Below are 24,516 nucleotides of genomic sequence, written 5' to 3' on the forward strand. Positions count from 1 at the left end.
GGCGCGGTCGATGCGCTCGCCGTCGGCGAGCATCTGGCCGACAGCTTCCGGTGCAGGTCGACGATCACCATGGCGGTGTCGTCACCCAGGTGGTGTCGATCGACATCGTCGGCACCAATGATGCGCCGGAGATCACCTCGGCGGCCCAGTCCGGCAATGTCTCGGAAGGCGATGGCCTGCCGGCCGCGGCCCAGATGGCGACCGGTCAGGTCACCTTCAGCGATGTCGACACCAGCGACACCCATACCTTGTCGGTGAGCGCTGCCGCCACCTATGGCACGGCCAGCGTCGATCCCGACGGCACCTGGCACTACACGGTCAGCGACAGCGGCGCGGTCGATGCGCTCGCCGTCGGCGAGCATCTGGCCGACAGCTTCACGGTGCAGGTCGACGATCACCATGGCGGTGTCGTCACCCAGGTGGTGTCGATCGACATCGTCGGCACCAATGATGCGCCGGAGATCACCTCGGCGGCCCAGTCCGGCAATGTCTCGGAAGGCGATGGCCTGCCGGCCGCGGCCCAGATGGCGACCGGTCAGGTCACCTTCAGCGATGTCGACACCAGCGACACCCATACCTTGTCGGTGAGCGCTGCCGCCACCTATGGCACGGCCAGCGTCGATCCCGACGGCACCTGGCACTACACGGTCAGCGACAGCGGCGCGGTCGATGCGCTCGCCGTCGGCGAGCATCTGGCCGACAGCTTCACGGTGCAGGTCGACGATCACCATGGCGGTGTCGTCACCCAGGTGGTGTCGATCGACATCGTCGGCACCAATGATGCGCCGGAGATCACCTCGGCGGCCCAGTCCGGCAATGTCTCGGAAGGCGATGGCCTGCCGGCCGCGGCCCAGATGGCGACCGGTCAGGTCACCTTCAGCGATGTCGACACCAGCGACACCCATACCTTGTCGGTGAGCGCTGCCGCCACCTATGGCACGGCCAGCGTCGATCCCGACGGCACCTGGCACTACACGGTCAGCGACAGCGGCGCGGTCGATGCGCTCGCCGTCGGCGAGCATCTGGCCGACAGCTTCACGGTGCAGGTCGACGATCACCATGGCGGTGTCGTCACCCAGGTGGTGTCGATCGACATCGTCGGCACCAATGATGCGCCGGAGATCACCTCGGCGGCCCAGTCCGGCAATGTCTCGGAAGGCGATGGCCTGCCGGCCGCGGCCCAGATGGCGACCGGTCAGGTCACCTTCAGCGATGTCGACACCAGCGACACCCATACCTTGTCGGTGAGCGCTGCCGCCACCTATGGCACGGCCAGCGTCGATCCCGACGGCACCTGGCACTACACGGTCAGCGACAGCGGCGCGGTCGATGCGCTCGCCGTCGGCGAGCATCTGGCCGACAGCTTCACGGTGCAGGTCGACGATCACCATGGCGGTGTCGTCACCCAGGTGGTGTCGATCGACATCGTCGGCACCAATGATGCGCCGGAGATCACCTCGGCGGCCCAGTCCGGCAATGTCTCGGAAGGCGATGGCCTGCCGGCCGCGGCCCAGATGGCGACCGGTCAGGTCACCTTCAGCGATGTCGACACCAGCGACACCCATACCTTGTCGGTGAGCGCTGCCGCCACCTATGGCACGGCCAGCGTCGATCCCGACGGCACCTGGCACTACACGGTCAGCGACAGCGGCGCGGTCGATGCGCTCGCCGTCGGCGAGCATCTGGCCGACAGCTTCACGGTGCAGGTCGACGATCACCATGGCGGTGTCGTCACCCAGGTGGTGTCGATCGACATCGTCGGCACCAATGATGCGCCGGAGATCACCTCGGCGGCCCAGTCCGGCAATGTCTCGGAAGGCGATGGCCTGCCGGCCGCGGCCCAGATGGCGACCGGTCAGGTCACCTTCAGCGATGTCGACACCAGCGACACCCATACCTTGTCGGTGAGCGCTGCCGCCACCTATGGCACGGCCAGCGTCGATCCCGACGGCACCTGGCACTACACGGTCAGCGACAGCGGCGCGGTCGATGCGCTCGCCGTCGGCGAGCATCTGGCCGACAGCTTCACGGTGCAGGTCGACGATCACCATGGCGGTGTCGTCACCCAGGTGGTGTCGATCGACATCGTCGGCACCAATGATGCGCCGGAGATCACCTCGGCGGCCCAGTCCGGCAATGTCTCGGAAGGCGATGGCCTGCCGGCCGCGGCCCAGATGGCGACCGGTCAGGTCACCTTCAGCGATGTCGACACCAGCGACACCCATACCTTGTCGGTGAGCGCTGCCGCCACCTATGGCACGGCCAGCGTCGATCCCGACGGCACCTGGCACTACACGGTCAGCGACAGCGGCGCGGTCGATGCGCTCGCCGTCGGCGAGCATCTGGCCGACAGCTTCACGGTGCAGGTCGACGATCACCATGGCGGTGTCGTCACCCAGGTGGTGTCGATCGACATCGTCGGCACCAATGATGCGCCGGAGATCACCTCGGCGGCCCAGTCCGGCAATGTCTCGGAAGGCGATGGCCTGCCGGCCGCGGCCCAGATGGCGACCGGTCAGGTCACCTTCAGCGATGTCGACACCAGCGACACCCATACCTTGTCGGTGAGCGCTGCCGCCACCTATGGCACGGCCAGCGTCGATCCCGACGGCACCTGGCACTACACGGTCAGCGACAGCGGCGCGGTCGATGCGCTCGCCGTCGGCGAGCATCTGGCCGACAGCTTCACGGTGCAGGTCGACGATCACCATGGCGGTGTCGTCACCCAGGTGGTGTCGATCGACATCGTCGGCACCAATGATGCGCCGGAGATCACCTCGGCGGCCCAGTCCGGCAATGTCTCGGAAGGCGATGGCCTGCCGGCCGCGGCCCAGATGGCGACCGGTCAGGTCACCTTCAGCGATGTCGACACCAGCGACACCCATACCTTGTCGGTGAGCGCTGCCGCCACCTATGGCACGGCCAGCGTCGATCCCGACGGCACCTGGCACTACACGGTCAGCGACAGCGGCGCGGTCGATGCGCTCGCCGTCGGCGAGCATCTGGCCGACAGCTTCACGGTGCAGGTCGACGATCACCATGGCGGTGTCGTCACCCAGGTGGTGTCGATCGACATCGTCGGCACCAATGATGCGCCGGAGATCACCTCGGCGGCCCAGTCCGGCAATGTCTCGGAAGGCGATGGCCTGCCGGCCGCGGCCCAGATGGCGACCGGTCAGGTCACCTTCAGCGATGTCGACACCAGCGACACCCATACCTTGTCGGTGAGCGCTGCCGCCACCTATGGCACGGCCAGCGTCGATCCCGACGGCACCTGGCACTACACGGTCAGCGACAGCGGCGCGGTCGATGCGCTCGCCGTCGGCGAGCATCTGGCCGACAGCTTCACGGTGCAGGTCGACGATCACCATGGCGGTGTCGTCACCCAGGTGGTGTCGATCGACATCGTCGGCACCAATGATGCGCCGGAGATCACCTCGGCGGCCCAGTCCGGCAATGTCTCGGAAGGCGATGGCCTGCCGGCCGCGGCCCAGATGGCGACCGGTCAGGTCACCTTCAGCGATGTCGACACCAGCGACACCCATACCTTGTCGGTGAGCGCTGCCGCCACCTATGGCACGGCCAGCGTCGATCCCGACGGCACCTGGCACTACACGGTCAGCGACAGCGGCGCGGTCGATGCGCTCGCCGTCGGCGAGCATCTGGCCGACAGCTTCACGGTGCAGGTCGACGATCACCATGGCGGTGTCGTCACCCAGGTGGTGTCGATCGACATCGTCGGCACCAATGATGCGCCGGAGATCACCTCGGCGGCCCAGTCCGGCAATGTCTCGGAAGGCGATGGCCTGCCGGCCGCGGCCCAGATGGCGACCGGTCAGGTCACCTTCAGCGATGTCGACACCAGCGACACCCATACCTTGTCGGTGAGCGCTGCCGCCACCTATGGCACGGCCAGCGTCGATCCCGACGGCACCTGGCACTACACGGTCAGCGACAGCGGCGCGGTCGATGCGCTCGCCGTCGGCGAGCATCTGGCCGACAGCTTCACGGTGCAGGTCGACGATCACCATGGCGGTGTCGTCACCCAGGTGGTGTCGATCGACATCGTCGGCACCAATGATGCGCCGGTTGCGGCAAATGACACCGGCGCCAGTGCTGGTGCGATTGCGGCAACCGAGAAGAGCGGCACGCTCAACGGATCCGGTGGCAACAATGGTTCCGGCAACGTGCTGACCAACGACAGCGATGTCGACAGCGCCAGCCTGACGGTGAGCGCGATCCGTACCGGCGGCGCCGAAGGCGCCGGCACGGCCGGTTTGCTGGGCGTCGGCCTGGTCGGCGCGCACGGCACGCTCACCATCGCCGCCAACGGCAGCTACACCTACGCGGTCAACGAGAACGACTTGGCGGTGCAGGCCCTCAACACCGGCGGCTCCACCACCGATACGTTCAACTACACGGTCAGCGACGGCAGCCTGACCGACACGGCAGTACTCACCGTCACCATCAATGGTGCAAATGATGCGCCTGTCGGTGCAAACGACACCGGCGCCAGTGCTGGTGCGATTGCCGCAACCGAGAAGAGCGGCACACTCAACGGATCCGGTGGCAACAATGGTTCCGGCAACGTGCTGACCAACGACAGCGATGTCGACAGCGCCAGCCTGACGGTGAGCGCGATCCGTACCGGCGGCGCCGAAGGCGCCGGCACGGCCGGTTTGCTGGGCGTCGGCCTGGTCGGCGCGCACGGCACGCTCACCATCGCCGCCAACGGCAGCTACACCTACGTGGTCAACGAGAACGACTTGGCGGTGCAGGCCCTCAACACCGGCGGCTCCACCACCGATACGTTCAACTACACGGTCAGCGACGGCAGCCTGACCGACACGGCAGTACTCACCGTCACCATCAATGGTGCAAATGATGCGGCGGTGCTGTCATCCGCTTCGGTCAACCTGACCGAGACCAATGCTGTCGCCAACATCTCGACCTCGGGCACTCTCACCGTCTCGGACGTCGACAGTGCGGCTACCTTCGTCGCCCAAGCGGCCAATGTTGGAACGTATGGCACGTTTGCAATCAACGCAGCCGGTGCCTGGACCTACACGGCGTCTTCTGCGCACAACGAGTTCGTCGCCGGCACCACCTACACTGACACCTTCAACGTGGCCAGCGCCGACGGCACCACCACCTCGGTGACGATCAACATAGCGGGCACGAACGACGCCCCGGCCATAGATCTCAACAGCGGGACGGCCGGAACATCTACAAGCCTGAGCTACACGGCCGGGTCCGCCGCCACTACCATAGCCCCTTCGGCGACGATAACCGATATCGACTCTGCCAACTTCGGCGGTGGCTCGCTCACTGTCGGGTTCACGGCAAACGGCGCGGCCACGGACCAGCTTACGATTCAGAACCAAGCCCCCGGCGCCGGCCAGATCACTGTCAGCGGCAATAATGTGAGCTATGGCGGCACGCTCATAGGTACCTTCAGCGGAGGCACGAACGGGTCGAACCTGGTCGTGACGTTTAACACCAATGCCACCGCGGCGGCCGCGCAGGCCCTTGCCGATCACATCCTCTATGCGAACGCAACCAGCGGAACCATAGCAAAGACCGTGACCTATACACTGGTGGACGGCGACGGCGCGGCCAATGGGGGTACAGACACAGGCACAGCCACGGCGACGGTCAACGTGACGGGCGGCGATACAACGGCGCCGACGGTCGTCATTTCGCACGACAACAACGGCGCCAAGCAGACGATCACCTTCACATTCAGTGAGGCCGTCTCGGGCTTCGACATCAATGACATCGCGCTGGTAGGAGCAATCGCGACGGCCGGGACCTTCGTACATGTCGGCATCGATGGCATCGGACACGACATCTACACCTTGGACGTCACGAAGCCGGTCGGCGGTGGCGCGCATACCGTGCAAGTCGTGTCCAGTGGCACTGGAACGTCGTCCTGGACCGACATAGCTGGCAATCCCGGGATCGGTACGCCGGCATTCAGCCTGCCTGCCGGCACTTCCGGCGAGCCCATCAACCTTGCCCTGACCGATCCATCGCATGAGGGTGCGCTCATCACCGTCACGGTGAACGACGTGCCTTCGGGCTGGACCATCGACGGCGCAACCCACAACGCCGACGGAAGCTGGACGACACAGACCAGCGACCTGCGCGGGCTGACCGTGACCACACCGGTCGAATTCACCGGCGCCGCGGTGCTCGACGTGCAACTGACCTGGACCAATGCCGACGGCACGACGGGCAGCGCGTCGATCGCCGACAATGTCGAGGCGTACGCTCCGGGTTCGCCGATCTTCGCCTGGTCAGGCGACGACGTGCTGACCGGATCGAGCGGCAACGACCTCTTCGTCTTCTCGCAGCCGATCGGTGCCGATACGGTGCATAATTTCGACGCCGCGGCCGACCAGATCGACCTTATCGGCTACAATGGATTGGCCGACTTTGCCGACCTGCAGACCCATATCGCCGACGATGCCAACGGCAACGCGGTGATTGTGCTCGGCGACGGGCAGTCGATCACGCTGGATGGCGTGCACTCGGGCGCGCTGACGGCAAGCAACTTCGTCTTCGACCAGACACCGGTGGTCGACAATCCAGGCACCATGACGATCGGCGACGGCGCCTTGCTGCCGCTGAGCGGCACGACCAACAATAGCGGCGTCATCTCGCTGGACTCGACCGGCGGTGAAACGCTGCTGCAAATCATCCAGCATGGCGTGACCCTGCAGGGTGGCGGAGAGATCCTGCTGTCCGACAGCGCCGCCAACGTAATCTCCGGCACCGGGCCGGACGTCACTCTGGTCAATGTCGACAACACGATATCGGGCGCCGGCCAGCTGGGCGGCGGGATGCTGAGCCTCGATAACCGGGGCACCATCATCGCCTCCGGTGCCAATGCGCTCGTCATCGACACAGGGGGCAGCGTCGTCACCAACTCCGGAACATTGGAGGCGACCGGTTCAGGTGGCCTGACGATCACCGGCGGGCTAGCGAATTCCGGCATGCTGTGGGCCAATGGCGGCGACATTGCCATCAACGGCCAAGTCACAGGCGAGGGCGATGCCACGATCGGCGACCTGTCGAAGCTCGAGTTCGGCGGCGCCTCGTCGACGGACGTCACCTTTGCGCACGATGCCGCCGGCACGCTGCAGCTCGACGATTCCTTCGACTTCAGCGGGCGGATCGGCGGCATTACCAATGACGACAGGCTGGAGCTCGAAGATATCCTGTTCGGTGCGGGCACGACGGCCGTCTATCAGGCAAACCAGGATGGCAGCGGCGGAACGCTGACCGTTTCGGACGGCACCCACGGTACCGCGCTGCATCTGGTCGGCTCCTATGATGCGAATGGCTTCAAGCTTGCCGATGATGGCCAGGGCCATACCGCCGTGTCGTACAATCCGGCGGAATTCACGCTGACAGGCATCGGCGATGGAGCAATTTCAAGTGACTTCGTGGTGTGAACCAAAAGGGCCGCCGTCAGCGGCGGCTCACCTGGCCTGACGCGTATCGAGTGGGGTTCTGGAAGTGGATAGCAAGTCTCGAATTGTAAAGGATGCGCTTCGGGCATGCCGCCGCTATTTCCTGGTTGCGGCGGCATTCAGCCTGGCGATCAATCTGCTCTACCTCGCCTCCCCACTCTACATGCTGCAGATCTACGACCGGGTCGTCACCAGCGGTAGCGAAACCACGCTGGTGATGTTGACCCTGGTGTTGCTGACGGCCTTCCTTTCATTGGCCGGTCTCGACCTGGTGCGCGCCTCCATCCTGACGCGTGCCAGCGCGCGGCTCGACCGGTTGCTCTCGGCAAAAGTCCTCGCCGCGTCGGTCGAGACCCCATCGCCGGGCTCCTCGCAAAGCCAGCCGATCCGCGATTTCGACACGTTCAGGCAGGTGATCACCGGCAGCGGCATCCATGCCCTGTTCGATCTGCCGTGGTCGCCCATCTACATCGGCATCATCTTTCTTCTCCATCCGTGGCTGGGCTTCTTCGCCCTGGGCTGCTCGCTGCTCCTGATCGCGATGGCCGTGCTCAACGAGTATCTCGTGCGTTCGCCGCTGAAGCAGGCCAACGATCTGGCGACGACCAACTATAACTTTACCGAGATGAGCCTCAGAAACGCGGAAGTCGTTCGCGCCATGGGGATGATCGACGGTCTCATCCGCCGCTGGGGGCGCGACCGCAACCTGGCGCTGCGACGCCAGGCGGAGGCAAGCGATCGCGCCGCCCTGATGTCCGGCCTGATCCGTTTCCTGCGGCTAACCATGCAGTCGCTGATCCTCGGCCTCGGCGCCTATCTGGTGGTCGAGCGGCAGATCACCGGCGGCACCATGTTTGCCGCGAGTCTCTTGCTGGGCCGGGGGCTACAGCCGGTCGAGCAGATCGTTGGCCTTTGGCGCAGCCTGATCCTGGCGCGGGCGGCGTTGGCAAGGGTCGAGAAGCTTGTCGACGGGGGCGCGCAGAACGAAAGATCATTCAACCTGCCGAAGCCCACCGGCAAGATTTCGGTCGAGCAGGTCAGCTTTGCAATTGTCAGCCAGCAGAAAGTGCTTCTCCGGGACGTATCATTCCGGCTGGACGCAGGCGAGGCGCTGGGAATCGTCGGCCCTTCCGGCGCCGGCAAGTCGACGCTGGCGCGTCATCTCGCGGGCGTCATGCAACCCAGCCGCGGCACCGTCAGGTTGGATGGCGCTGACCTGTCGCAATGGGGGCACGATGCGCTCGGCGACCACATCGGCTACCTGCCGCAGGATATCGAGCTCTTCTCCGACACGGTCGCCGCCAACATCGGCCGTTTCAAGACCAATGTCGACCAGGAGGTGATCGAGGCCGCGCGGCTCGCTGGCGTGCACGAGATGATCATCCGCCTGCCGCAGGGGTACGAGACCCAGATCGGCGAAGGCGGCGCAGTGCTGTCAGGAGGGTATCGGCAACGGATTGCCCTTGCCCGGGCGGTGTTCGGCACACCGAATGTGATCATTCTCGACGAGCCGAGTTCCAATCTCGACGCCGATGGTGACCGCGCGCTGAGTGACTGCGCGCTTGAGCTGAAACGCCGCGGCAGCACGGTGATCATAGTCTCGCACCGGCCCTCGACGTTGGCCAATGTCGACAAGATCCTTCTGTTGCGCGATGGCGCCGTCGAGGCATTCGGGATGAGAAACGAGATCGTAGCGCTGCTCAACCAGCGCGCGGCGCCAATGGCGGTGGCGACCCAATGAGCTGTGGCCGGAGAGATCGATGAGCGACGGCGCCCTCACTTACCGGAGCCTGCGCGGCGAAACCGGTATCCTTGCCCCGGATTCGATCCGGGTGCCGGCCTGTATCGGTCTGCTCATCATCGTCGCCTTCTTTGGGATCTTCGGCGGCTGGGCAGCGTTTGCCCCGCTGAACGGCGCTGTACTCGCCGACGCCGTCGTCAAGGTGGAAGGCAATCGCAAGAGCGTACAGCACTTCGACGGCGGAACCGTGAAGGACATCCGCGTCAAGGATGGCGACGTCGTCAGGAAGGGCGACTTGATGCTGATGCTGGACGACACCCGGATTCGGTCCGAGTTCAATCTCTATGCCCAACAATATGCGCTGTTGCGCGCGACCGAGGCAAGGATCCGGGCCGAACTGGACGGCAGCGTGGCTGTTGCCTTCCCGCAGGATATCCTCAAGGAGCACGAGGCCTACCTCAAGGATGCAATGGCAAACCAGATTGCCGATCTGGAAACCCAACGCACCTCGATGGCCGGCGCCAGGCAGATCCTCGAGCGGCGAATTGCCGAGCTCGAGGAGCAGATCCAGGGCAAGCAGGCTCGGGTCCAATCCTACCAGGCCCAGATGCAATCGACGATCGACGAGAAGGCCAGTCTGTCAAAGCTGCTCAAGGCTGGATTGACGACCCGCCCGCGCATTCTGGAATTGGAAAGATCGGCCTCGGATCTGCAGGGCCTGATCGACGAGAACCTCGGCGCCATAGCCGGCAGCCAACAGAGCAAAGCCGAACTCAAGGGCCAGATCGCCCAATTGACCTATGAGCGCCGAGCCAAACTGTCGGCCATGCTGATCGAGACGCAATCGAACCTTGCCGACCTCGTGCCCAAAATGTTTGCCGCCCAGGCCGCCATGGACCGAGCCGAAGTGCGCGCGTCTTATGATGGCCAGGTGATGGATCTCAGCGTCTTCTCGATCGGCGCCATCGTTGCCCCAGGCCAGACCATCCTCGACATCGTGCCGACTGAAAATTCGCTGATCGTCCAGGCGCAGATTCGCGTCGAGGACATATCGAACCTGCGACCCGATATGGCCGCTGAAGTTCGTTTCACATCCTACAAGCAGCGCTCAATACCCATAATTCATGGCCGCGTCACTCGCATTTCGGCGGATCGCATTACCGACAGCAAGACCGGGTTTCCCTACTATCTTGCCGACGTGGCGGTCGACCCGGTGGAATTGGCTGCAGCCCCGCAGATTGCGCTTTATCCGGGAATGCCTGCATCAGTCATGGTCGTTACGGAGGAACGCACCGCACTCGACTACATTCTAGGCCCGTTGGTTGTGTCGTTCCATTCCGCCTTTCGCCAGAAATGACGGAGTTCGCAAATCTCCACGATGCCATTCGACTGATGGTCGGGCCAGCAAAAGATAAGCCGAGGCGAGAAATCCCCGGAAATTTGGACGGTCTCCGCATCTCCACCCGGCCTGTTCATTGCTGGCATTCTTTATGTGTCCGATCCGGGTCAGCCTGAGACGCCAATCCTAACTGACGAATGTCTGCTATCGCCTGTCATATGCCAGAAGTTGCCGTTCCGCTTCCGTGAAGAGTTTCGGGCGCCGGCAGGCGTACGAAAGTCCCCGAGGAAGGAACCCGCGGGCCACAGGCGATGGCTATGGGGATTTCGATTTGCGGCTGGTGTTGGCGATGGCGCGACCGCCGCCGGGAAGCGACGGGTTTGATGCGGCCGGACCGCTTCGCCTTTCAGCCATGCGGTATTGTCGGCTCGTCGCGCGGCCGGACGCGACCCGTTCGGCGTCGATGATCACGATGGACGTGCGTGGGTTCGTTGCCGGAGGCTGAGTGCCTGCGGCTGAAGGCTGGAGCATGCCATGCCGGGTCATGGAGAGTTCTCCCGGTTTGCTGCGGTTGTGTCCGGCGGTCCGCGCGGCTGCCCCCACCGTTCGAATACCTCGATGACGATCATGCGTCCGCCGCAGCACGGGCATGGCGGTCGGAAGTCGTCCGGTTCGTCCGGGGCGCCGTCATCGGGCGGCACAACGACGTTCAGCAGTTCGCGGGCGAGCGCAAGGCTGGCCTTGCGGCAGCCGCTGGCGAGGAGGCCGTAGTGCCGGATGCGATGGAAGCCACGTGGCAGGACGTGGAGCAGGAAACGGCGGATGAACTCATCGGTTGCGAGCGTCATGACCTGCTGCCGATCGGCGCCGTCGCGGCGGTAGTCCTTGTAGCGGAACGTGACCCCTGCCTCATCGAACCGGATGAGGCGGCGGTTCGAGATCGCAACCCGGTGGGTATAGCGGGACAGATAGGCGAGCACCGCCTCCGGCCCGGCGAACGGCGCCTTGGCGTACACCACCCAGCGCTTCTTGCGGACCGGCGACAGGTGCCGCACGAATGCCTGCCGCGCGGACAGGTGAGCCATCGATCCGAAGAAGGCGAGCCGTCCTGCGTCGTGCAGCGCGACCAACCGGGAGAGGAACAGGCGGCGGAACAGCTTGCCGAGCACGCGCACCGGCAGCAGGAAGCCCGGACGCGACGATATCCACCGGCTTCCGTCCGGCGAGATGCCACCGCCCGGCACGATCATGTGCACATGCGGATGGTGCGTCATTGCCGAGCCCCAAGTGTGAAGGACGGCGGTGATGCCGATGCGCGCGCCGAGATGCTTCGGATCGGCCGCGATGGTCAGCATCGTCTCCGACGCCGCCTTGAACAGCAGGTCGTAGACCAGCGCCTTGTTGTGGAAGGCGATGTCGGCGACCTCGGCGGGCAGCGTGAACACGACATGGAAGTAGCCGACCGGCAGCAGGTCGGCCTCGCGCTCGGCAAGCCATGTCCGCGCCGTAGCACCCTGGCACTTCGGGCAGTGCCGGTTGCGGCAGGAGTTGTAGGCGATGCGCCATTGGCCGCAGTCCTCGCAAGCCTCGACGTGACCGCCAAGGGCTGGGGTGCGGCAATACTCGATCGCCGACATGACCTTGAGCTGGGCGAGGCTCAGGTGACCTGCATGGGCGGCCCGGTAAGCGGGTCCGGCAGCACGGAAGATGTTGGCGACCTCGATCGAGGCGCGCACGGCTCAGATGTCGGGCAAGACCTCTCCCGGCTTGAACAGCCCGAGCTTGTCGAGCGGGCTCGTGACGGCACGCACCGTCCGGGTCGCCACCTTCGCGTAAAGGGCGGTGTTGTTGAGCTTGGCATGCCCGAGCAGGACCTGGATGATCCGGATGTCGGTGCCGTCCTCCAGCAGGTGGGTGGCGAAGCTGTGGCGCAGCGTGTGCGGCCCCACCCGCTTGGCGATGTCGGCGGCCTGGGCCGCCTCGACGACGATGCGATAGAGCTGCCTCGTGCTGATCGGCTTCATCGCGTGCTGCCCGGGAAACAACCAGCCGTCGCGGTGCATCACGCCCTGCTGACGTCCGACCTTCCACCATTGCCGCAGAAGAGTGAGCAGGTCCTCCGAGAGCATGGCGTTGCGATACCGCCCGCCCTTGCCGCGTTCGACGCGCAGCAGCATGCGCTCGCTGTCGACGTCGGTGACCTTCAGCATCGACACCTCGGCGACGCGCAGGCCCGCGCCATAGGCAACCGACAGTGCGGCCTGGTGCTTGAGGCAGGTGGTGGCGTTGAGCAGCCGGGCCACCTCGTCGCGACTGAGCACCACGGGCAGGTTGCGCGGATGCGACAGCCGGACGAGCCGGCGCGCCAGGTCCGGGCGGTCGAGCGTTTGGGTGAAGAAGAAGCGCAGCGCCGAAACGATGCTGTTCATCGTTGGCACGGGAACGCCGTCCTCCTGCTGCTCGATCTGGAACCGGCGCAGGTCGTCGGCGGTAGCGGTGTCTGGTGAACGCCCGAGGAATGTCGCCAGGCGTCCGATGTCGCGGAGATAGTTGCGCTGCGTCTCGCGTGAGAAGCGCCGCATGTTCATGTCGTCGATCAGCCGCTGGCGCAGCGGGCTGACGGGTGCATCGAGAACGGGATGGTGCATGGTCAGGCTCCTTGTTGAAGAAGCCCGCCATGCTCTGCTCCAGCCGAACGAGGCTCAACGCGAGCGCGACGACCGGTTTCTTGATCTCTACCCCACCCCACGCGCCCATCCCGCGCAGCGGGTTCGTTCTCCGGCCCCCAAACTGCCAGTCAGCAACGCGCCTATCTCGCGCCGTACAGATCAGCTTTGCTGTTTCCTGAAAGCTGACCGGTGCTGGCGGTCGTGGTGGCGCCGGTGGGATATTGGTGCTGAAGAAATGTCTTGCCGATCGACGGATCACGACAGCGACTATCCTTCAGCGGCTCGGTGCCCTTCCGCCACGCCGCGCCAGAATGTTGGCGACCAGCAAAAGCAGGATGGACAGCGCCATCATTAGGGTCGCAGCGGCGGTGATTGCCGGGCTCAATTTTTCCCGCAACCCGATGAACATTTCGAGCGGCATCGTTCGCTGGCTGGCGCTGGCGAGGAATTGCACGACGACCACTTCGTCGAAGGAGGTGACGAAGGCGAAGGCCGCTCCCGAAAGCACGCCGGGCAGGATCAACGGCAGCATCACTCGAAAGAATGCGGTGAGCGGCTTGGCGCCGGAGATCGCCGCGGCGCGCATCAGGTTGCGGTCGAAGCCGGTGAGACTGGCCCCCACCGTCACCACGACGAAGGGGCTGGCCAGAGCGGTATGCGCCAGGATGATGCCGGCATAGGTGCTGGCGAGCCCAACGCGGGCGTAGAACAGATATGAGCCGACGGCTGTGATCACCACCGGCACGATTAGCGGCGACAACAGCAGCGGCATGATGATGCGACGCCCCGGGAATTTCTCGTCGGAAAGCGCGATCGCCGTCAGTGTGCCGAGCGTCGTCGCAATCACCGTGGTCCCGAGGGCGACGATCAGGCTGTTGCCGATCGCCGACTGCCAGCGCTGCGTGCCGAGCACCACCTCGTACCAGCGCGTCGATATCCCCTCGAGCGGAAAGATGAAGAAAGCGCCGCTGTTGAAGGAGAGTGGCACCGGGATGAGGATCGGCACCAGCAGGAACAGGATGACCAGCCCGCACCATATCCACAGCAGCGTGATGCGGATGCGTTCGCCTGTGGTTGGATAAGGAGAGAGCAGCATGACTACACCAGCTTCAGGCGATCGAGGCCGAGGATGCGGGCAAAGATGCCGAACAGCGCCAGCGTGAAGACGAGCAGGATGAAGGACAGCGCCGCCGCCATCTCCCAGTTCAGTTCCACATTGACGTAGTTCGCGATGAAATTGCTGATGAGCTGATCGCTTGCCCCACCAATCAGCGCCGGCGTTATGTAATAGCCGAGGCATAGGATGAAGGTGAGCATGCAACCGGCCATCACGCCCGGGAACACCTGCGGAATGTAGATGCGGCGGAACGCGGTGAACGGCCTGGCGCCCAGCGAATAGGCGGCCTTCATCTGCGACGGCGGGATGGTGCGCATGACGCTGTAGATCGGCAGCAGCGTGAACGGCAGCTGGATATGGGTCATGGCGATGATCAGGCCGATGCGGCTGTACATCAGGTCGAGCCGGTCGCTGGCGATGCCGACAAACAGCAGGAAGTCGTTGACCAGTCCGAATTTCTGCAACAGCACTGTCCAGGCGGCTGTGCGCACCAGGATCGAGGTCCAGAACGGCAGCAGCACCGCGACGATCAGGATGGCGGCCAGCCCCTTCGGCACGTTGGCGATGAGATAGGCGAGAGGGAATCCGAGGATCAGTGTTGCCAGCGTCACCGCTGCCGCGACGAAGAAGGTGCGCAGGAACACCTGGATGAAGATCGCCTGCTCCGGCGGCACCCGCTCGATGCCGCCGTCGGCGTTCCAGCGCAGGTCGAGCGCGCTGAGCAGATAAAACGAAGTGAGGCTGCGGGTACCGCTCTGGATCGTCGGCCAGGTCGACGGCGCCGACCAGAACGGCACTGATTTCATGGCGTCGAGCGCGGCCTGGCCATCGGCGCTTTCAAGCTTGCGCACCGTCTTCAGCACCTGGCTGCGCGCGCCCGGCAGGCGGGCGTTGAGGCTTTTTGCCAGCTCATAGGCCGTGCCTTTGGCCTGGTTGTCCTTGAGGTCCGCCGCCAGGGCGGCCAATGCATCGTCGCCGGGAAGGCCCTGGCCGTTCCAGCCGGCCAGGGCCGCGGTCGTCTTGGGCAAAGCATCTGCGATGGTCGGATCATAGACGGCGCGCGAGAGCAGCAGCACGATCGGGATGCCGAAGCTCAGTGCCAGAAGGACGAGCAGCGGCGCAGCCAGAAGCAGCGAGCGCATGCGGTCGCCGAATTCGGCGCGCCGCAGCGCCGCCGACTCGGATTTGAGATCCGTATCGGCGGCTGACCGGTCGCGGGCCAACGTCGGCCGGTCGAGTTTGCTGGGCTGAAGCTCCGACATTTCGCCTTTCCTACTGGCCAAGCCAGGCGTTGAAGCGTTTGACGAGATCCTCGCCATAATCGCCCCAGAACTCGGTGTCGGCGACCAGATAAGCGCCGGCGAGATGATCGGGAGCATTGGGCAGCTTCGGCAGCGCGTCGGCCGCGACGAAGGACGCCGCGTCGGTGCGCACCGGCCCGTAGGTGATATAGCTGGCGAGCTTGGCGTTGTTCTCCGGCTTGCTGATATAGGCGAGATATTTGTAGGCGAGTTCCGGATTGCGCGCGCCCTTCGGGATGGCGATCATGTCATATTCGAGGATCTGGTTATTCCACACGACCTTGAAGGGCTTGCCATCGGTGTCGATGGCGTTCTGGATGCGGCCGTTCCAGGCGGTGGTCATCACCACTTCCTTGGAGGCGAGAAGCTGTGCCGGCTGCGCGCCGGCATCCCACCAGACGATGTCCTTCTTGATCGTGTCGAGCTTCTTGAAGGCGCGGTCGACGCCTTCCGGCGTCGCCAGCACCTTGTAGACATCGGCAGGCGCCACGCCGTCGGCCATCAACGCCCATTCGAGGTTCTGCGCCGGGAACTTGCGCATGGCGCGCTTGCCGGGGAATTTCGTTGTGTCGAAGAGGTCGAGCACCGAAGTCGGCGCTTCCTTGAGCACCGTCGGGTCATAGGCGAGGATGTCGCCGTAAGCGTCGAGACCGACACCGCAATCGAGCGCCGAGCCGTCGATGAACTTGTCGCGCGGTCCGATCTTGGAATAGTCGAGCCGCACGAGGATGCCGGCGTCGCAACCTTGCAGCACGGTGGCGGTTTCGACCGTCACCAGGTCGATCGGCACATTGCCGGTCTCGACCATGGCTTTGACCTTGCCGAGATCGCCGAGATATTCCTGCTCTAGGATTTTGGCGCCGGTTTCCTTCGCGAACGGCTCGAACCAGGCTTTGCGCTGTGCGTCCTGCCAGGCGCCGCCGCTCGCCATGATCGACAGCTCGTCGGCGAAGGCCGCGCCGGCGATGGTCATGCAGGCCGTGGCGGCCGCGAACGCAAGTAGGCGTGTTCTGATCTGTGTCATTTTGTTTTCCCCTGTTTTGGAATGGCGCCGCCCATTCCGGCATCGGCCGGAAAGGCACGGCAATCGTTGGGCGCGCAGGAGACCGTCACGGTCTCGCCGTTTGCCATCGTCGCTTCGGGGCCGACCTTGACGGTCAGCACCTGGTCGTTGGCGAGTCGGCCAGAAGGCGTAGATGGTCGCCGAGATAGATGCGTCCATCGACGGTCGCCGATAGTGCATTGCCGCCATTGGCGGCCGCCGACAGGCTAAGCCGCTCGGGCCGGACGGCGACATGGCACATGCTGCCTTGCGTCACGCCGACCGCCAGCGCGGTAATCTCGCCGCCGCCGTCCAGCCGGACGCGGCATTGCTCACCCGAGACACGGTCGACCACGCCTTCCAGCGTGTTGTTCTCGCCGATGAAGCTCGCGACGAATGAGTTTTGCGGGGTGTTGTAGAGATCGTCGGGGGAGCCGAGCTGGGCGATACCGCCCTGATTGAAGACCGCGACGCGGTCCGACATCGTCAACGCCTCGCTCTGATCGTGCGTGACATAGACGATGGTGACGCCGAGCATCGTGTGGATCTGCTTGATCTCGAGCTACATGTGCTCGCGCAGTTTCTTGTCGAGCGCGCCGAGCGGCTCGTCCATCAGCACCAGACTCGGCTGGAAGACCAGCGCGCGGGCCAGCGCCACGCGCTGCTGCTGGCCGCCGGAAAGCTGGGCCGGGCGGCGGTCGCCGAATTGCTTGAGCCGCACCATGTCGAGCGCGCGGCCGACGCGGGCCGCGATGTCGGCCTTGCTCACCTGACGAACGGAGAGCGGGAAGCCGACATTCTCCTCGACCGTCATATGCGGGAACAGCGCATAATTCTGAAAGACCATGCCGATATTGCGCTGGTAAGGCGGCAGGCGGTCGACCGGCTGACCCTCGAGAGTGATCGTGCCGTGCGTCGGCCGCTCGAAGCCGGCAAGCATGTTGAGCGTCGTCGTCTTGCCGGAGCCGGAGGGGCCGAGCAGCGTCAGGAATTCGCCGCGCGCGACGGCAAGGTTCATCCGCGTTACCGCGAAGCTGCGCCCGTCATAGGATTTCTCGACGCCGGCGAATTCGACGAAGCCTTGGCCGGCGCTCGCCTGCGCGGGACGCGCAGTCGTCGCTCCGCCGGGCGGCGCGACGGCCTGGCTGGCGCTCATCGCGCGCAGTCCCGGCTGTCGCTGAGCGATTCGTTATGCGACTTGCGGTCCATGCCTCGTCCTCCCGGTACCGGCTCACCGAATGGCATGCCGCCCGACTTGTATGGTCACACAACTTAACTGAAATCGACCATAAATGCGGACAACTTTGCCCGTCAAGCCCAAAACTGCGGCGTTGTATGATAATTGTGGTCGAGTTGAGCGCCAGATAACTTCTATTGTATGGATCGTTGTCTTATGCTAGATGCCCGACAAGAGAGATGTCAGCCAGTTCGAATCCCCATGCTCGAAGATCTTCGCCTCACCGGGGATGAAAGTCCGGTCTATCGCCGTCTTGCCGACGCGATCGCCGAACGCATTGCCGCTGGCACGCTGGCGGTCGGCGACCGGCTGCCGCCGCAGCGCGAGATCGCCCGCGCCCTTGGCATCAACGTCACGACCGTGACGCGGGCGCTGTCCACCTTGCAGGAGCAAGGCCTGATCGAGGCGCGCCCCGGACGCGGCACGACGGTTGCCGCCCGTGACGCCGTCGAGCGGCCGGGTTTCGTGTCCGCGCCGAGCGACCAGAGCGGCATCATCGATCTTTCCGTCAACCGGCCGGCCACGACGGCCTATCTCGATGCCGTCGCGGCGCTGATGCCGCGCCTCTCCAAGGATCGCCACTACGCCTCGCTGCAGGATTATCATCCGCCGGAAGGACCGCTCTGGGGACGCGTGGCGGTCGCCGATTGGTTCAAAGCGGTGGCCGGCGATGGCGACCCGGGCCGCGTCGTGCTCGCCGCCGGCGCCCAGCATGGTCTCGACTGCGTTCTAGGCGCCGTCACCAGGCAAGGTGAGGTGATACTTGCCGACGAGGTGACCTATCAGGGCATCAACGCGCTGTGCCGCGTTCATGGGCTCGACTTGCGCGGCGTCGCGATGGATCGCGGCGGCATGCGTCCGGACGCCTTCGAGGCCGCTTGCGCGCAGCTTCGCCCCCGTGCCGTTTTCCTGGTGCCAACGCTGCACAATCCGACGACGATCACACTGAGCGAGGAGCGCCGGCATGAATTGGCAGCGGTCGCCCGCCGCCACAACGTGTTGATCATCGAAGACGACGTCTACCGGCCGCTGGCCGACGATCCCCCGCCGTCCTTCGCCAGCCTCGAGCCTGAACTGACGATCCATCTCGGCGCGCTGTCGAAATGCCTGGCGCCGGGCCTGCGCCTTGGCTTCGTCATCGCGCCGCGCCCGATCGCCGGCCAGGTCGCGGCGGCGCTGCGCATCAATTGCTGGAGCATCAGCCCGCTGACGGCGCTGATCGGCGCCAGACTGATCGAGGAAGGGGCGGCGGCGCGCATCATCGACATCCAGAAACAGGAATTGCGCCAGCGCCAGGCGATCCTGAGCGAGATCCTCGGCCGTTTCGATATCCAGAGCCATCCGATATCGACTCATGCCTGGCTGCGGCTGCCTGAGCCTTGGCGCGGCGCTGGCTTCGCCCGCACCTGCCTGGAGCGAGGCGTGGCCGTGCTGCCGGGCGACGCTTTCGCGGTCGGTCGCGAGCCGGTACAGCACGGCGTGCGCATCAATGTCGGCGCGGCGCGCTCGCGAGAGGATCTGCGCTCGGCGCTCACCACGATGGCCGAGCTGCTTGCCGCCGGTCACCTGCAATTGCCGGGCTTCGTCTAAGGTCATGACCTCCACAACTGTGCCGAAAACAATCGAGATCGCCATCATCGGCGCCGGCGTCGTCGGCCTTGCGAGCGCCTTGCGCCTTGCCGGCGACGGCCGCGAGGTTCTGCTCATCGACCCAAACGAGCCGGGCTCAGGCGCTTCATTCGGCAATGCCGGGACGATCGCCGAATATGCCTGCATGCCGGTCGGAAACCCCGGCGTGCTGCGCGCGCTGCCGAAGCTGCTGCTTGATCCCGACAGCCCTTTTTCGCTGCGCTGGGCAGCACTTTTCCAGCTCGCGCCATGGCTGGTCCGCTTTGTCCGGCAATCGCTGCCGGCGGCCACCCGTGCCAATGCGCTGGCGCTCGCCGGCCTGCTCACCGAAGCCCTGCCGGCCTGGGGGGAAATGGTGCAGGAGGCCGGCCTTCAGGATCTGATGCGCCGCAATGGCTGCCTCTACGTCTATCGCCACGACAGCGATTTTGCCGCCTCCGCGGGCGGACGGGCTTTGCGGGCCGAGCTTGGCGTCCATCAGCAGGTCCTGACCGCCGAGCAGGTGGCCGCGCTGGAGCCGCGGCTTGCGGAGTTCGAGGCCCGGGGCCTGTTTTTCCCGGACTCGATCAATGTCAGCGATCCCAGGACGGTGATGGCGCGGCTGGCGGCTGCCGCCACGACTCGCGGTGTTCAATTCATGCGCGCGAGTGTGACCGGCCTCGCAGCGGATGACGGCGGCGTGCGGCTGAGTGGTCCGGGCCTCGCCATCACGGCGCAAAAAGTAGTAATTGCGGCGGGCGCGCGCTCGCGCGCGCTCGCCGCCCAAGCCGGCGACCGGATTCCGCTCGACACCGAGCGCGGCTATCATCTCGAGTTTCCGACGGCGGCACCTTTGCTCAACCGTCCGGTCTGTCCGGTCGATCTCGGTTTCTACATGACGCCAATGGAAGGCAGGCTGCGCGTTGCCGGCACCGTCGAACTCGGCGGGTTCAAGGCGCCGCCCAATCCGCGCCGGCTGGCGCTGCTTGACCGTGGTGTGCGGCAGTTCTTTCCCGATCTTGGCCAGCCTTCGTCGCAATGGCTGGGCTTCCGACCGTCGCTGCCGGACTCACGCCCGGTCATCGGACCTTCCGCTAGGTCGCCGGACGTGATCTATGCCTTCGGCCATGGCCATCTGGGGCTGACGCTCGCACCAATCACGGCCCGACTGGTAGCCGAGGTGGTCCACGGAAGTAATAAGGCATTGCTCTCCGGTTTTAGGTCCGACCGGTTCTAAACAGCATTTCGGTGGCGAATTTCGAAATTTCGGCGAACCATGGCCGATCTTCAACTCCCCACGAAGGGTTTCCGTGAAGGTCCACCATCAGATCACGTCGATACCCGCCTGAACCTCGATTCCGTTCTCGGAGATTGCAGCCGAAAGCTGCCAATCTGGTTATGGCCCCAGATCGGCTATTCGACGGGCGGCCGACGACCACTCTTCGAGCCGAGGTGCGGCGTTCACTCGGAAGGAATGAGGCAGGCGAGTTCGGCAGATCGCCTGTCGCCGGCCATTGTCCGTCCCTCAGTTTCCTGGAACGAAGCACCATCCCTGCTGTACGACGCTGATCCTTGGTTCAGCCGTTGGCCTGACGCCATCAACCCGCAAGGGGTCGGACTACGCGAAGCGTGCCGCCGCTCCGGCTTCACCTTTGCGGTGATTGCGGCCATCGGCCGAACACATCGGGCGCCTGTCAGTGGGGGAGGGTCCTCCGCCTCAAACAGGAGCCGGATCAATGTCTTTCGCCGACGCACATGCCTTCGCCTTCAGCCTCGCCGCCACTCTCATGGTCACCATCGTCATCTTTCGAGCCGGCGACGGCACTCTCTCGGTCGTGCCGGCGAACGAGTATGAAGGCGACGACACCGCCATCATCGGCGAAATCGACCCGTTCGCCCCATGACGGGCGGACATCGCGCCTGGCGATGCAAGAACACTGGCGGGCTTCACCCGCGCTTTTCCTCCGGCTGGCCTGGCGCGATGCTTGTCCGCATCCTCGCAGCCGGGTTGACGCTCGGCGTCGGCCAATTCCTTCTCAGCGTTATCAGGCCCATGTGGGCGAAGCTGGCGATCACGCTGGTCTTCGTCGCTCCCGCGATCCTTGCCGGCTACCATGCCACTCATGGCATCGCGAAGCACATGATGCCGTTGGAAATTTGGCAGATCGTTTTTTCCGTCATTGGCGCGACCGCCGTCGGCGTCACGGCATATCTGCGGGTCGCGGGCATGGCCGCCGCCGACCAATCCGGCAGGGACGTGGTTCGAGTCTAGACCCGCGCGGGCGAGGCGGGTGGACCAGACCGACGAAGGCCTAGCCTCCTCGTCATCGGTGGTTGCAGCAATCGGGCTGCATGCCAAGGATCGAGCAACGGCCACCTGCCGGCGCGGCGCCGTCTGTGGACCTGGACGTTCTTCGGTCCATGCCGCATGGCAGGCGGACCAGTCGGTGGCAGGACGGCAGCGCAGCCGGTGCTGTGGCGTTGGAGGTGCGTGGGGTTCCCGGCGCCTGGAATGCGTGGACGATGCCAGTGAACTCGTAACGATCTGCTGGCGGCGCGTTGGACGCCAACGTCTCCGTTGCCAATCCGTCCCCAGAGCGCTCCAAACGGCCTCTTCAATGGGCTGATCTGGCCGAAGGACGGCTGAAGCCTCGACCGCCTAGGACGCAACGGCGCGTCTCGACTTTCTTCCCCTGCCGGCTCCCACCCCATGCCGCAAGCGCATGGGGACCCCGAGCGCCGCCATTCCTCGCGAGACAAGAAAGTCGTTCTTGCGCCGTCCTCCGCGTGCTCCGGTCGCAAGCGATGCGTCGTCGGTCGCCTCCGGCCAAGTGATCGCCATCGAGGCCGCATGGTGCGGGCTCGGGAACAGAAAAGGAGACTTTACAATGGCTACCATCGGCACCTTCAAGAAGACCGCCGCGAATGAGTTCACCGGTGAAATCGTCACCCTCAGCGTCCAGGCCAAGAACGTGCGCATCGTCCCAGACACCCGCGCCACTGGCGAGAACGCTCCCAGCCACCGCGTCCTGGTCGGCCGCGCCGAGATCGGCGCCGCCTGGTCGAAGACCTCCAACGAGGGCCGCGACTATCTGGGTCTCAAGCTCGACGATCCGAGCTTCAACGCCCCGATCTACGCCAACCTCTTCGATGATGAGGAAGGTGAGGGTTTCTCCCTCATCTGGTCCCGCCCGAACGCGCGGCGGGGTGACTAAGGACCCGCGCAGGCCCCGGCCGGAAGGCCGGGGCCTTCTTGCGCGGCCGGCCGGTTCATCCCCCAAGCCTGGGCGATGCCGAAACCGCATCGCCTGATGCCGATCAACCATCCTCCGTCCGGCTGTTGTTTCTATAGAATGCGGTTTTCACTCCGGAGAGGAGGGCAAGCAATGATCGAGCCATTCGACGACACCGCGCCGACCGGTGAAGAACTGACCGAATACGATCGGGAACACGTGAAACTTTATGCTCGCCTGTTGGACGCCGCCGACGACGGCGCCGACTGGCGCGAGGTGGTCGAAATTCTCTTCGGGATTGATCTGACAAGCGAGCCACAACGCGCCCGGCGTATCCATGACAGCCACTTGGCGCGAGCGCGCTGGATGGCGCGTGCTGGCTACCGCCATCTCTTGCGTCAACCCGGCAGCTAGCAGCACCGCTCCTGTCGTCCCCGAGTGATGCCGAAACGGCATCACCCGATGCCTGGCAAGGGTCTTCCGCCAATCGCTACGACCCGGAATCGTTTGGAGGCGGGGTCTACGCGTTTGTTGCGAGGAGCTCTTGGATGAGGCCGGATACGTCGCATTGGCGAGACAATGCCAGCTATGATTATTTCGATACATTGCCCATCGAAGGGCTCGCCTGGGAGTGTCTGCGGCGTCACGAACCCTACCAACGGCATTACCAAGCCCTCCTGACCACAAGAGCCGAAAAGGCACCCTTCAAACCTGAGACACAGCGGCTGTGGGGGTTGCGATTTCCCGGCCAGGCCGGATTTGTCCGCCTTGGCGCAAGATGTTCTGTGGTCGCCTGACGTCGATCCAGCTGTGGTTTCCCTCGTACCGGCGCCGGAATTCCTGTCGTCCTTGCGATCGGCGCCTTTGACCGGCCTGGGGGCGGTCCACGACAGCCCGGAAGGACGTCACACTGTCCACAGTGCAGGTGTCGCGACCCAACTTCTTCTTCTGCCCGGCAGTGATCCGCACGGCCACCTGGCGGCGCTGATCCCCCTGGATGCAGAAACGTTGGGACGGATCGAAGCACTCACCCGTTTCTGGCGTTCCTTGCAGGGGCGCCCAACGGCTTCGGACACACGTATGACCCCACAGCAGCGCCGCCGGTTTCGTCTGATGATGCAGGCCGCTGACGGCCATGCGGACGGCGCGAGCTACCGCGACATTGCGATTGCGTTCTACGGACACAAGCGCATCGCCGCCGATCCCTGGAAGACCTCGGCGTTGCGCGATGCGGTGATCGGCCTGGTCGAAGGCGCCACCGCCCTGATCGGCGGCGGCTATTTGCAGATCCTGCGTCATCGCCGTCGATTGTAGCGGTTGGTGACAGTGGACAGGGGGTGGGATTTTAGCCTCCCTCAACTTTCCCATCCCTTGCGAAGCTCATTCTCCGCCACCGTGGTCCCCGTCCACCGCTGAACGCCAGCGGCTGCCAAAAACCCCACGGAGGTCCGACCCATGCGACCCGATATCGCCGTTTTGCCGCCGCGCTTCCTGCGCACCAAGGAAGCCGCGGATTTCCTCAGCCTGTCCGCCCGCACGCTCGAAAAGCACCGTACCTATGGCACTGGTCCTTCCTACCGCAAGCTCGGCGGCCGTGTCGTCTATGCCGTCGACGATCTTCAGGCTTGGGCCGAACGCGGCGCCGTCACCTCTACATCCGATCCGCGTGGATCGGTCCTGCCGGCCAAGCGTCACACATCGATGCCGCCGGCGCACGGCGGACGATACGCACGCTGACCGCGCGCGGGTTT

17 protein-coding genes and 1 pseudogene are annotated in these 24,516 nt (G+C 64.8%); 12 read left to right on the forward strand and 6 right to left on the reverse strand.

Features of this window, described 5'->3' with window-relative positions; genetic code table 11:
- Window positions 1–50: 50 nt before the first annotated feature.
- From AC0NIH_RS21230 to AC0NIH_RS21240, 3 genes are all read left to right on the forward strand, one after another.
- Window positions 51–7,460 (forward strand): VCBS domain-containing protein, encoded by a 7,410-nt coding sequence (locus tag AC0NIH_RS21230; protein ID WP_474025053.1) that lies wholly within the window; start codon window positions 51–53, stop codon window positions 7,458–7,460.
- Window positions 7,461–7,524: 64 nt separating this feature from the next.
- Entirely contained in the window at window positions 7,525–9,219 is a 1,695-nt protein-coding gene (locus tag AC0NIH_RS21235; RefSeq protein ID WP_473469731.1) for a type I secretion system permease/ATPase, read from the forward strand.
- Between the two features lie 19 nt (window positions 9,220–9,238).
- Entirely contained in the window at window positions 9,239–10,576 is a 1,338-nt protein-coding gene (locus AC0NIH_RS21240; protein ID WP_473469729.1) for an HlyD family type I secretion periplasmic adaptor subunit, read from the forward strand.
- Window positions 10,577–11,100: 524 nt separating this feature from the next.
- Here AC0NIH_RS21240 and AC0NIH_RS21245 read toward each other — a convergent pair.
- From AC0NIH_RS21245 to AC0NIH_RS21270, 6 genes and pseudogenes are all read right to left on the reverse strand, one after another.
- The gene (locus AC0NIH_RS21245; protein ID WP_473469827.1) at window positions 11,101–12,294 is read right to left on the reverse strand and encodes an IS91 family transposase; all 1,194 of its coding nucleotides are present in this window, start codon (window positions 12,292–12,294) and stop codon (window positions 11,101–11,103) included.
- Between the two features lie 3 nt (window positions 12,295–12,297).
- Window positions 12,298–13,206, reverse strand: a complete 909-nt coding sequence (locus tag AC0NIH_RS21250) for a tyrosine-type recombinase/integrase (RefSeq protein WP_473469829.1) — start codon at window positions 13,204–13,206, stop codon at window positions 12,298–12,300.
- A gap of 295 nt (window positions 13,207–13,501) precedes the next feature.
- Window positions 13,502–14,323, reverse strand: a complete 822-nt coding sequence (locus AC0NIH_RS21255) for an ABC transporter permease (RefSeq protein ID WP_473464847.1) — start codon at window positions 14,321–14,323, stop codon at window positions 13,502–13,504.
- A 2-nt stretch (window positions 14,324–14,325) separates the two neighbouring features.
- A complete protein-coding gene (locus AC0NIH_RS21260) occupies window positions 14,326–15,606 on the reverse strand; it encodes an ABC transporter permease (RefSeq protein WP_473464845.1) in 1,281 nt (426 codons plus the stop codon).
- A 10-nt stretch (window positions 15,607–15,616) separates the two neighbouring features.
- Complete coding sequence (locus AC0NIH_RS21265) at window positions 15,617–16,669, reverse strand: ABC transporter substrate-binding protein (RefSeq protein WP_473464842.1); 1,053 nt, start codon at window positions 16,667–16,669, stop codon at window positions 15,617–15,619.
- A pseudogene (locus tag AC0NIH_RS21270) lies at window positions 16,666–17,843 on the reverse strand (ABC transporter ATP-binding protein). Before AC0NIH_RS21270 ends, AC0NIH_RS21265 begins: the two are co-directional and overlap by 4 nt.
- Before the next feature lie 282 nt (window positions 17,844–18,125).
- On the opposite strand from AC0NIH_RS21270, the gene AC0NIH_RS21275 reads away from it, so the two are divergent.
- The 9 genes from AC0NIH_RS21275 to AC0NIH_RS21315 all read left to right on the forward strand — a co-directional run bounded on the left by AC0NIH_RS21275 (window position 18,126) and on the right by AC0NIH_RS21315 (window position 24,502).
- The gene (locus tag AC0NIH_RS21275; protein ID WP_473464840.1) at window positions 18,126–19,514 is read left to right on the forward strand and encodes an aminotransferase-like domain-containing protein; all 1,389 of its coding nucleotides are present in this window, start codon (window positions 18,126–18,128) and stop codon (window positions 19,512–19,514) included.
- 4 nt (window positions 19,515–19,518) lie between these two features.
- Window positions 19,519–20,769: an NAD(P)/FAD-dependent oxidoreductase gene (locus AC0NIH_RS21280; protein WP_473464837.1), complete on the forward strand. Its 1,251-nt coding sequence runs from the start codon at window positions 19,519–19,521 to the stop codon at window positions 20,767–20,769.
- A gap of 499 nt (window positions 20,770–21,268) precedes the next feature.
- On the forward strand, window positions 21,269–21,436 hold the full coding sequence (locus AC0NIH_RS21285) for a hypothetical protein (RefSeq protein ID WP_473464834.1): 168 nt from the start codon (window positions 21,269–21,271) through the stop codon (window positions 21,434–21,436).
- Between the two features lie 104 nt (window positions 21,437–21,540).
- Complete coding sequence (locus AC0NIH_RS21290; RefSeq protein WP_473464832.1) at window positions 21,541–21,804, forward strand: hypothetical protein; 264 nt, start codon at window positions 21,541–21,543, stop codon at window positions 21,802–21,804.
- 616 nt (window positions 21,805–22,420) lie between these two features.
- Window positions 22,421–22,747 (forward strand): DUF736 domain-containing protein, encoded by a 327-nt coding sequence (locus tag AC0NIH_RS21295; RefSeq protein ID WP_473464831.1) that lies wholly within the window; start codon window positions 22,421–22,423, stop codon window positions 22,745–22,747.
- Window positions 22,748–22,918: 171 nt separating this feature from the next.
- A complete protein-coding gene (locus tag AC0NIH_RS21300) occupies window positions 22,919–23,179 on the forward strand; it encodes a DNA -binding domain-containing protein (RefSeq protein ID WP_473464828.1) in 261 nt (86 codons plus the stop codon).
- 134 nt (window positions 23,180–23,313) lie between these two features.
- Window positions 23,314–23,562 carry a transcriptional regulator domain-containing protein gene (locus AC0NIH_RS21305; RefSeq protein WP_473464826.1) on the forward strand — a complete coding sequence of 83 codons (249 nt, stop codon included), beginning with the start codon at window positions 23,314–23,316 and terminating at the stop codon, window positions 23,560–23,562.
- On the forward strand, window positions 23,534–24,079 hold the full coding sequence (locus AC0NIH_RS21310; protein WP_473464823.1) for a DUF2285 domain-containing protein: 546 nt from the start codon (window positions 23,534–23,536) through the stop codon (window positions 24,077–24,079). The genes AC0NIH_RS21305 and AC0NIH_RS21310 overlap by 29 nt, the downstream gene beginning before the upstream one ends.
- 141 nt (window positions 24,080–24,220) lie before the next feature.
- Window positions 24,221–24,502, forward strand: coding sequence for a helix-turn-helix transcriptional regulator (locus AC0NIH_RS21315; RefSeq protein WP_457152988.1), 282 nt, complete (start codon window positions 24,221–24,223; stop codon window positions 24,500–24,502).
- Window positions 24,503–24,516 lie beyond the last annotated feature (14 nt).

The organism is Mesorhizobium sp. WSM1386 (assembly GCF_055901595.1).

What these genes read in the sequence shown, in the direction of transcription:
- AC0NIH_RS21240 (WP_473469729.1), top strand. Translation starts at nt 9,239, where the DNA reads ATGAGCGACGGCGCCCTCACTTACCGGAGCCTGCGCGGCGAAACCGGT.
- AC0NIH_RS21250 (WP_473469829.1), bottom strand. Translation starts at nt 13,206, where the DNA reads ATGCACCATCCCGTTCTCGATGCACCCGTCAGCCCGCTGCGCCAGCGG.
- AC0NIH_RS21255 (WP_473464847.1), bottom strand. Translation starts at nt 14,323, where the DNA reads ATGCTGCTCTCTCCTTATCCAACCACAGGCGAACGCATCCGCATCACG.
- AC0NIH_RS21260 (WP_473464845.1), bottom strand. Translation starts at nt 15,606, where the DNA reads ATGTCGGAGCTTCAGCCCAGCAAACTCGACCGGCCGACGTTGGCCCGC.
- AC0NIH_RS21265 (WP_473464842.1), bottom strand. Translation starts at nt 16,669, where the DNA reads ATGACACAGATCAGAACACGCCTACTTGCGTTCGCGGCCGCCACGGCC.
- AC0NIH_RS21275 (WP_473464840.1), top strand. Translation starts at nt 18,126, where the DNA reads ATGCTCGAAGATCTTCGCCTCACCGGGGATGAAAGTCCGGTCTATCGC.
- AC0NIH_RS21280 (WP_473464837.1), top strand. Translation starts at nt 19,519, where the DNA reads ATGACCTCCACAACTGTGCCGAAAACAATCGAGATCGCCATCATCGGC.
- AC0NIH_RS21285 (WP_473464834.1), top strand. Translation starts at nt 21,269, where the DNA reads ATGTCTTTCGCCGACGCACATGCCTTCGCCTTCAGCCTCGCCGCCACT.
- AC0NIH_RS21295 (WP_473464831.1), top strand. Translation starts at nt 22,421, where the DNA reads ATGGCTACCATCGGCACCTTCAAGAAGACCGCCGCGAATGAGTTCACC.
- AC0NIH_RS21300 (WP_473464828.1), top strand. Translation starts at nt 22,919, where the DNA reads ATGATCGAGCCATTCGACGACACCGCGCCGACCGGTGAAGAACTGACC.
- AC0NIH_RS21305 (WP_473464826.1), top strand. Translation starts at nt 23,314, where the DNA reads ATGAGGCCGGATACGTCGCATTGGCGAGACAATGCCAGCTATGATTAT.
- AC0NIH_RS21315 (WP_457152988.1), top strand. Translation starts at nt 24,221, where the DNA reads ATGCGACCCGATATCGCCGTTTTGCCGCCGCGCTTCCTGCGCACCAAG.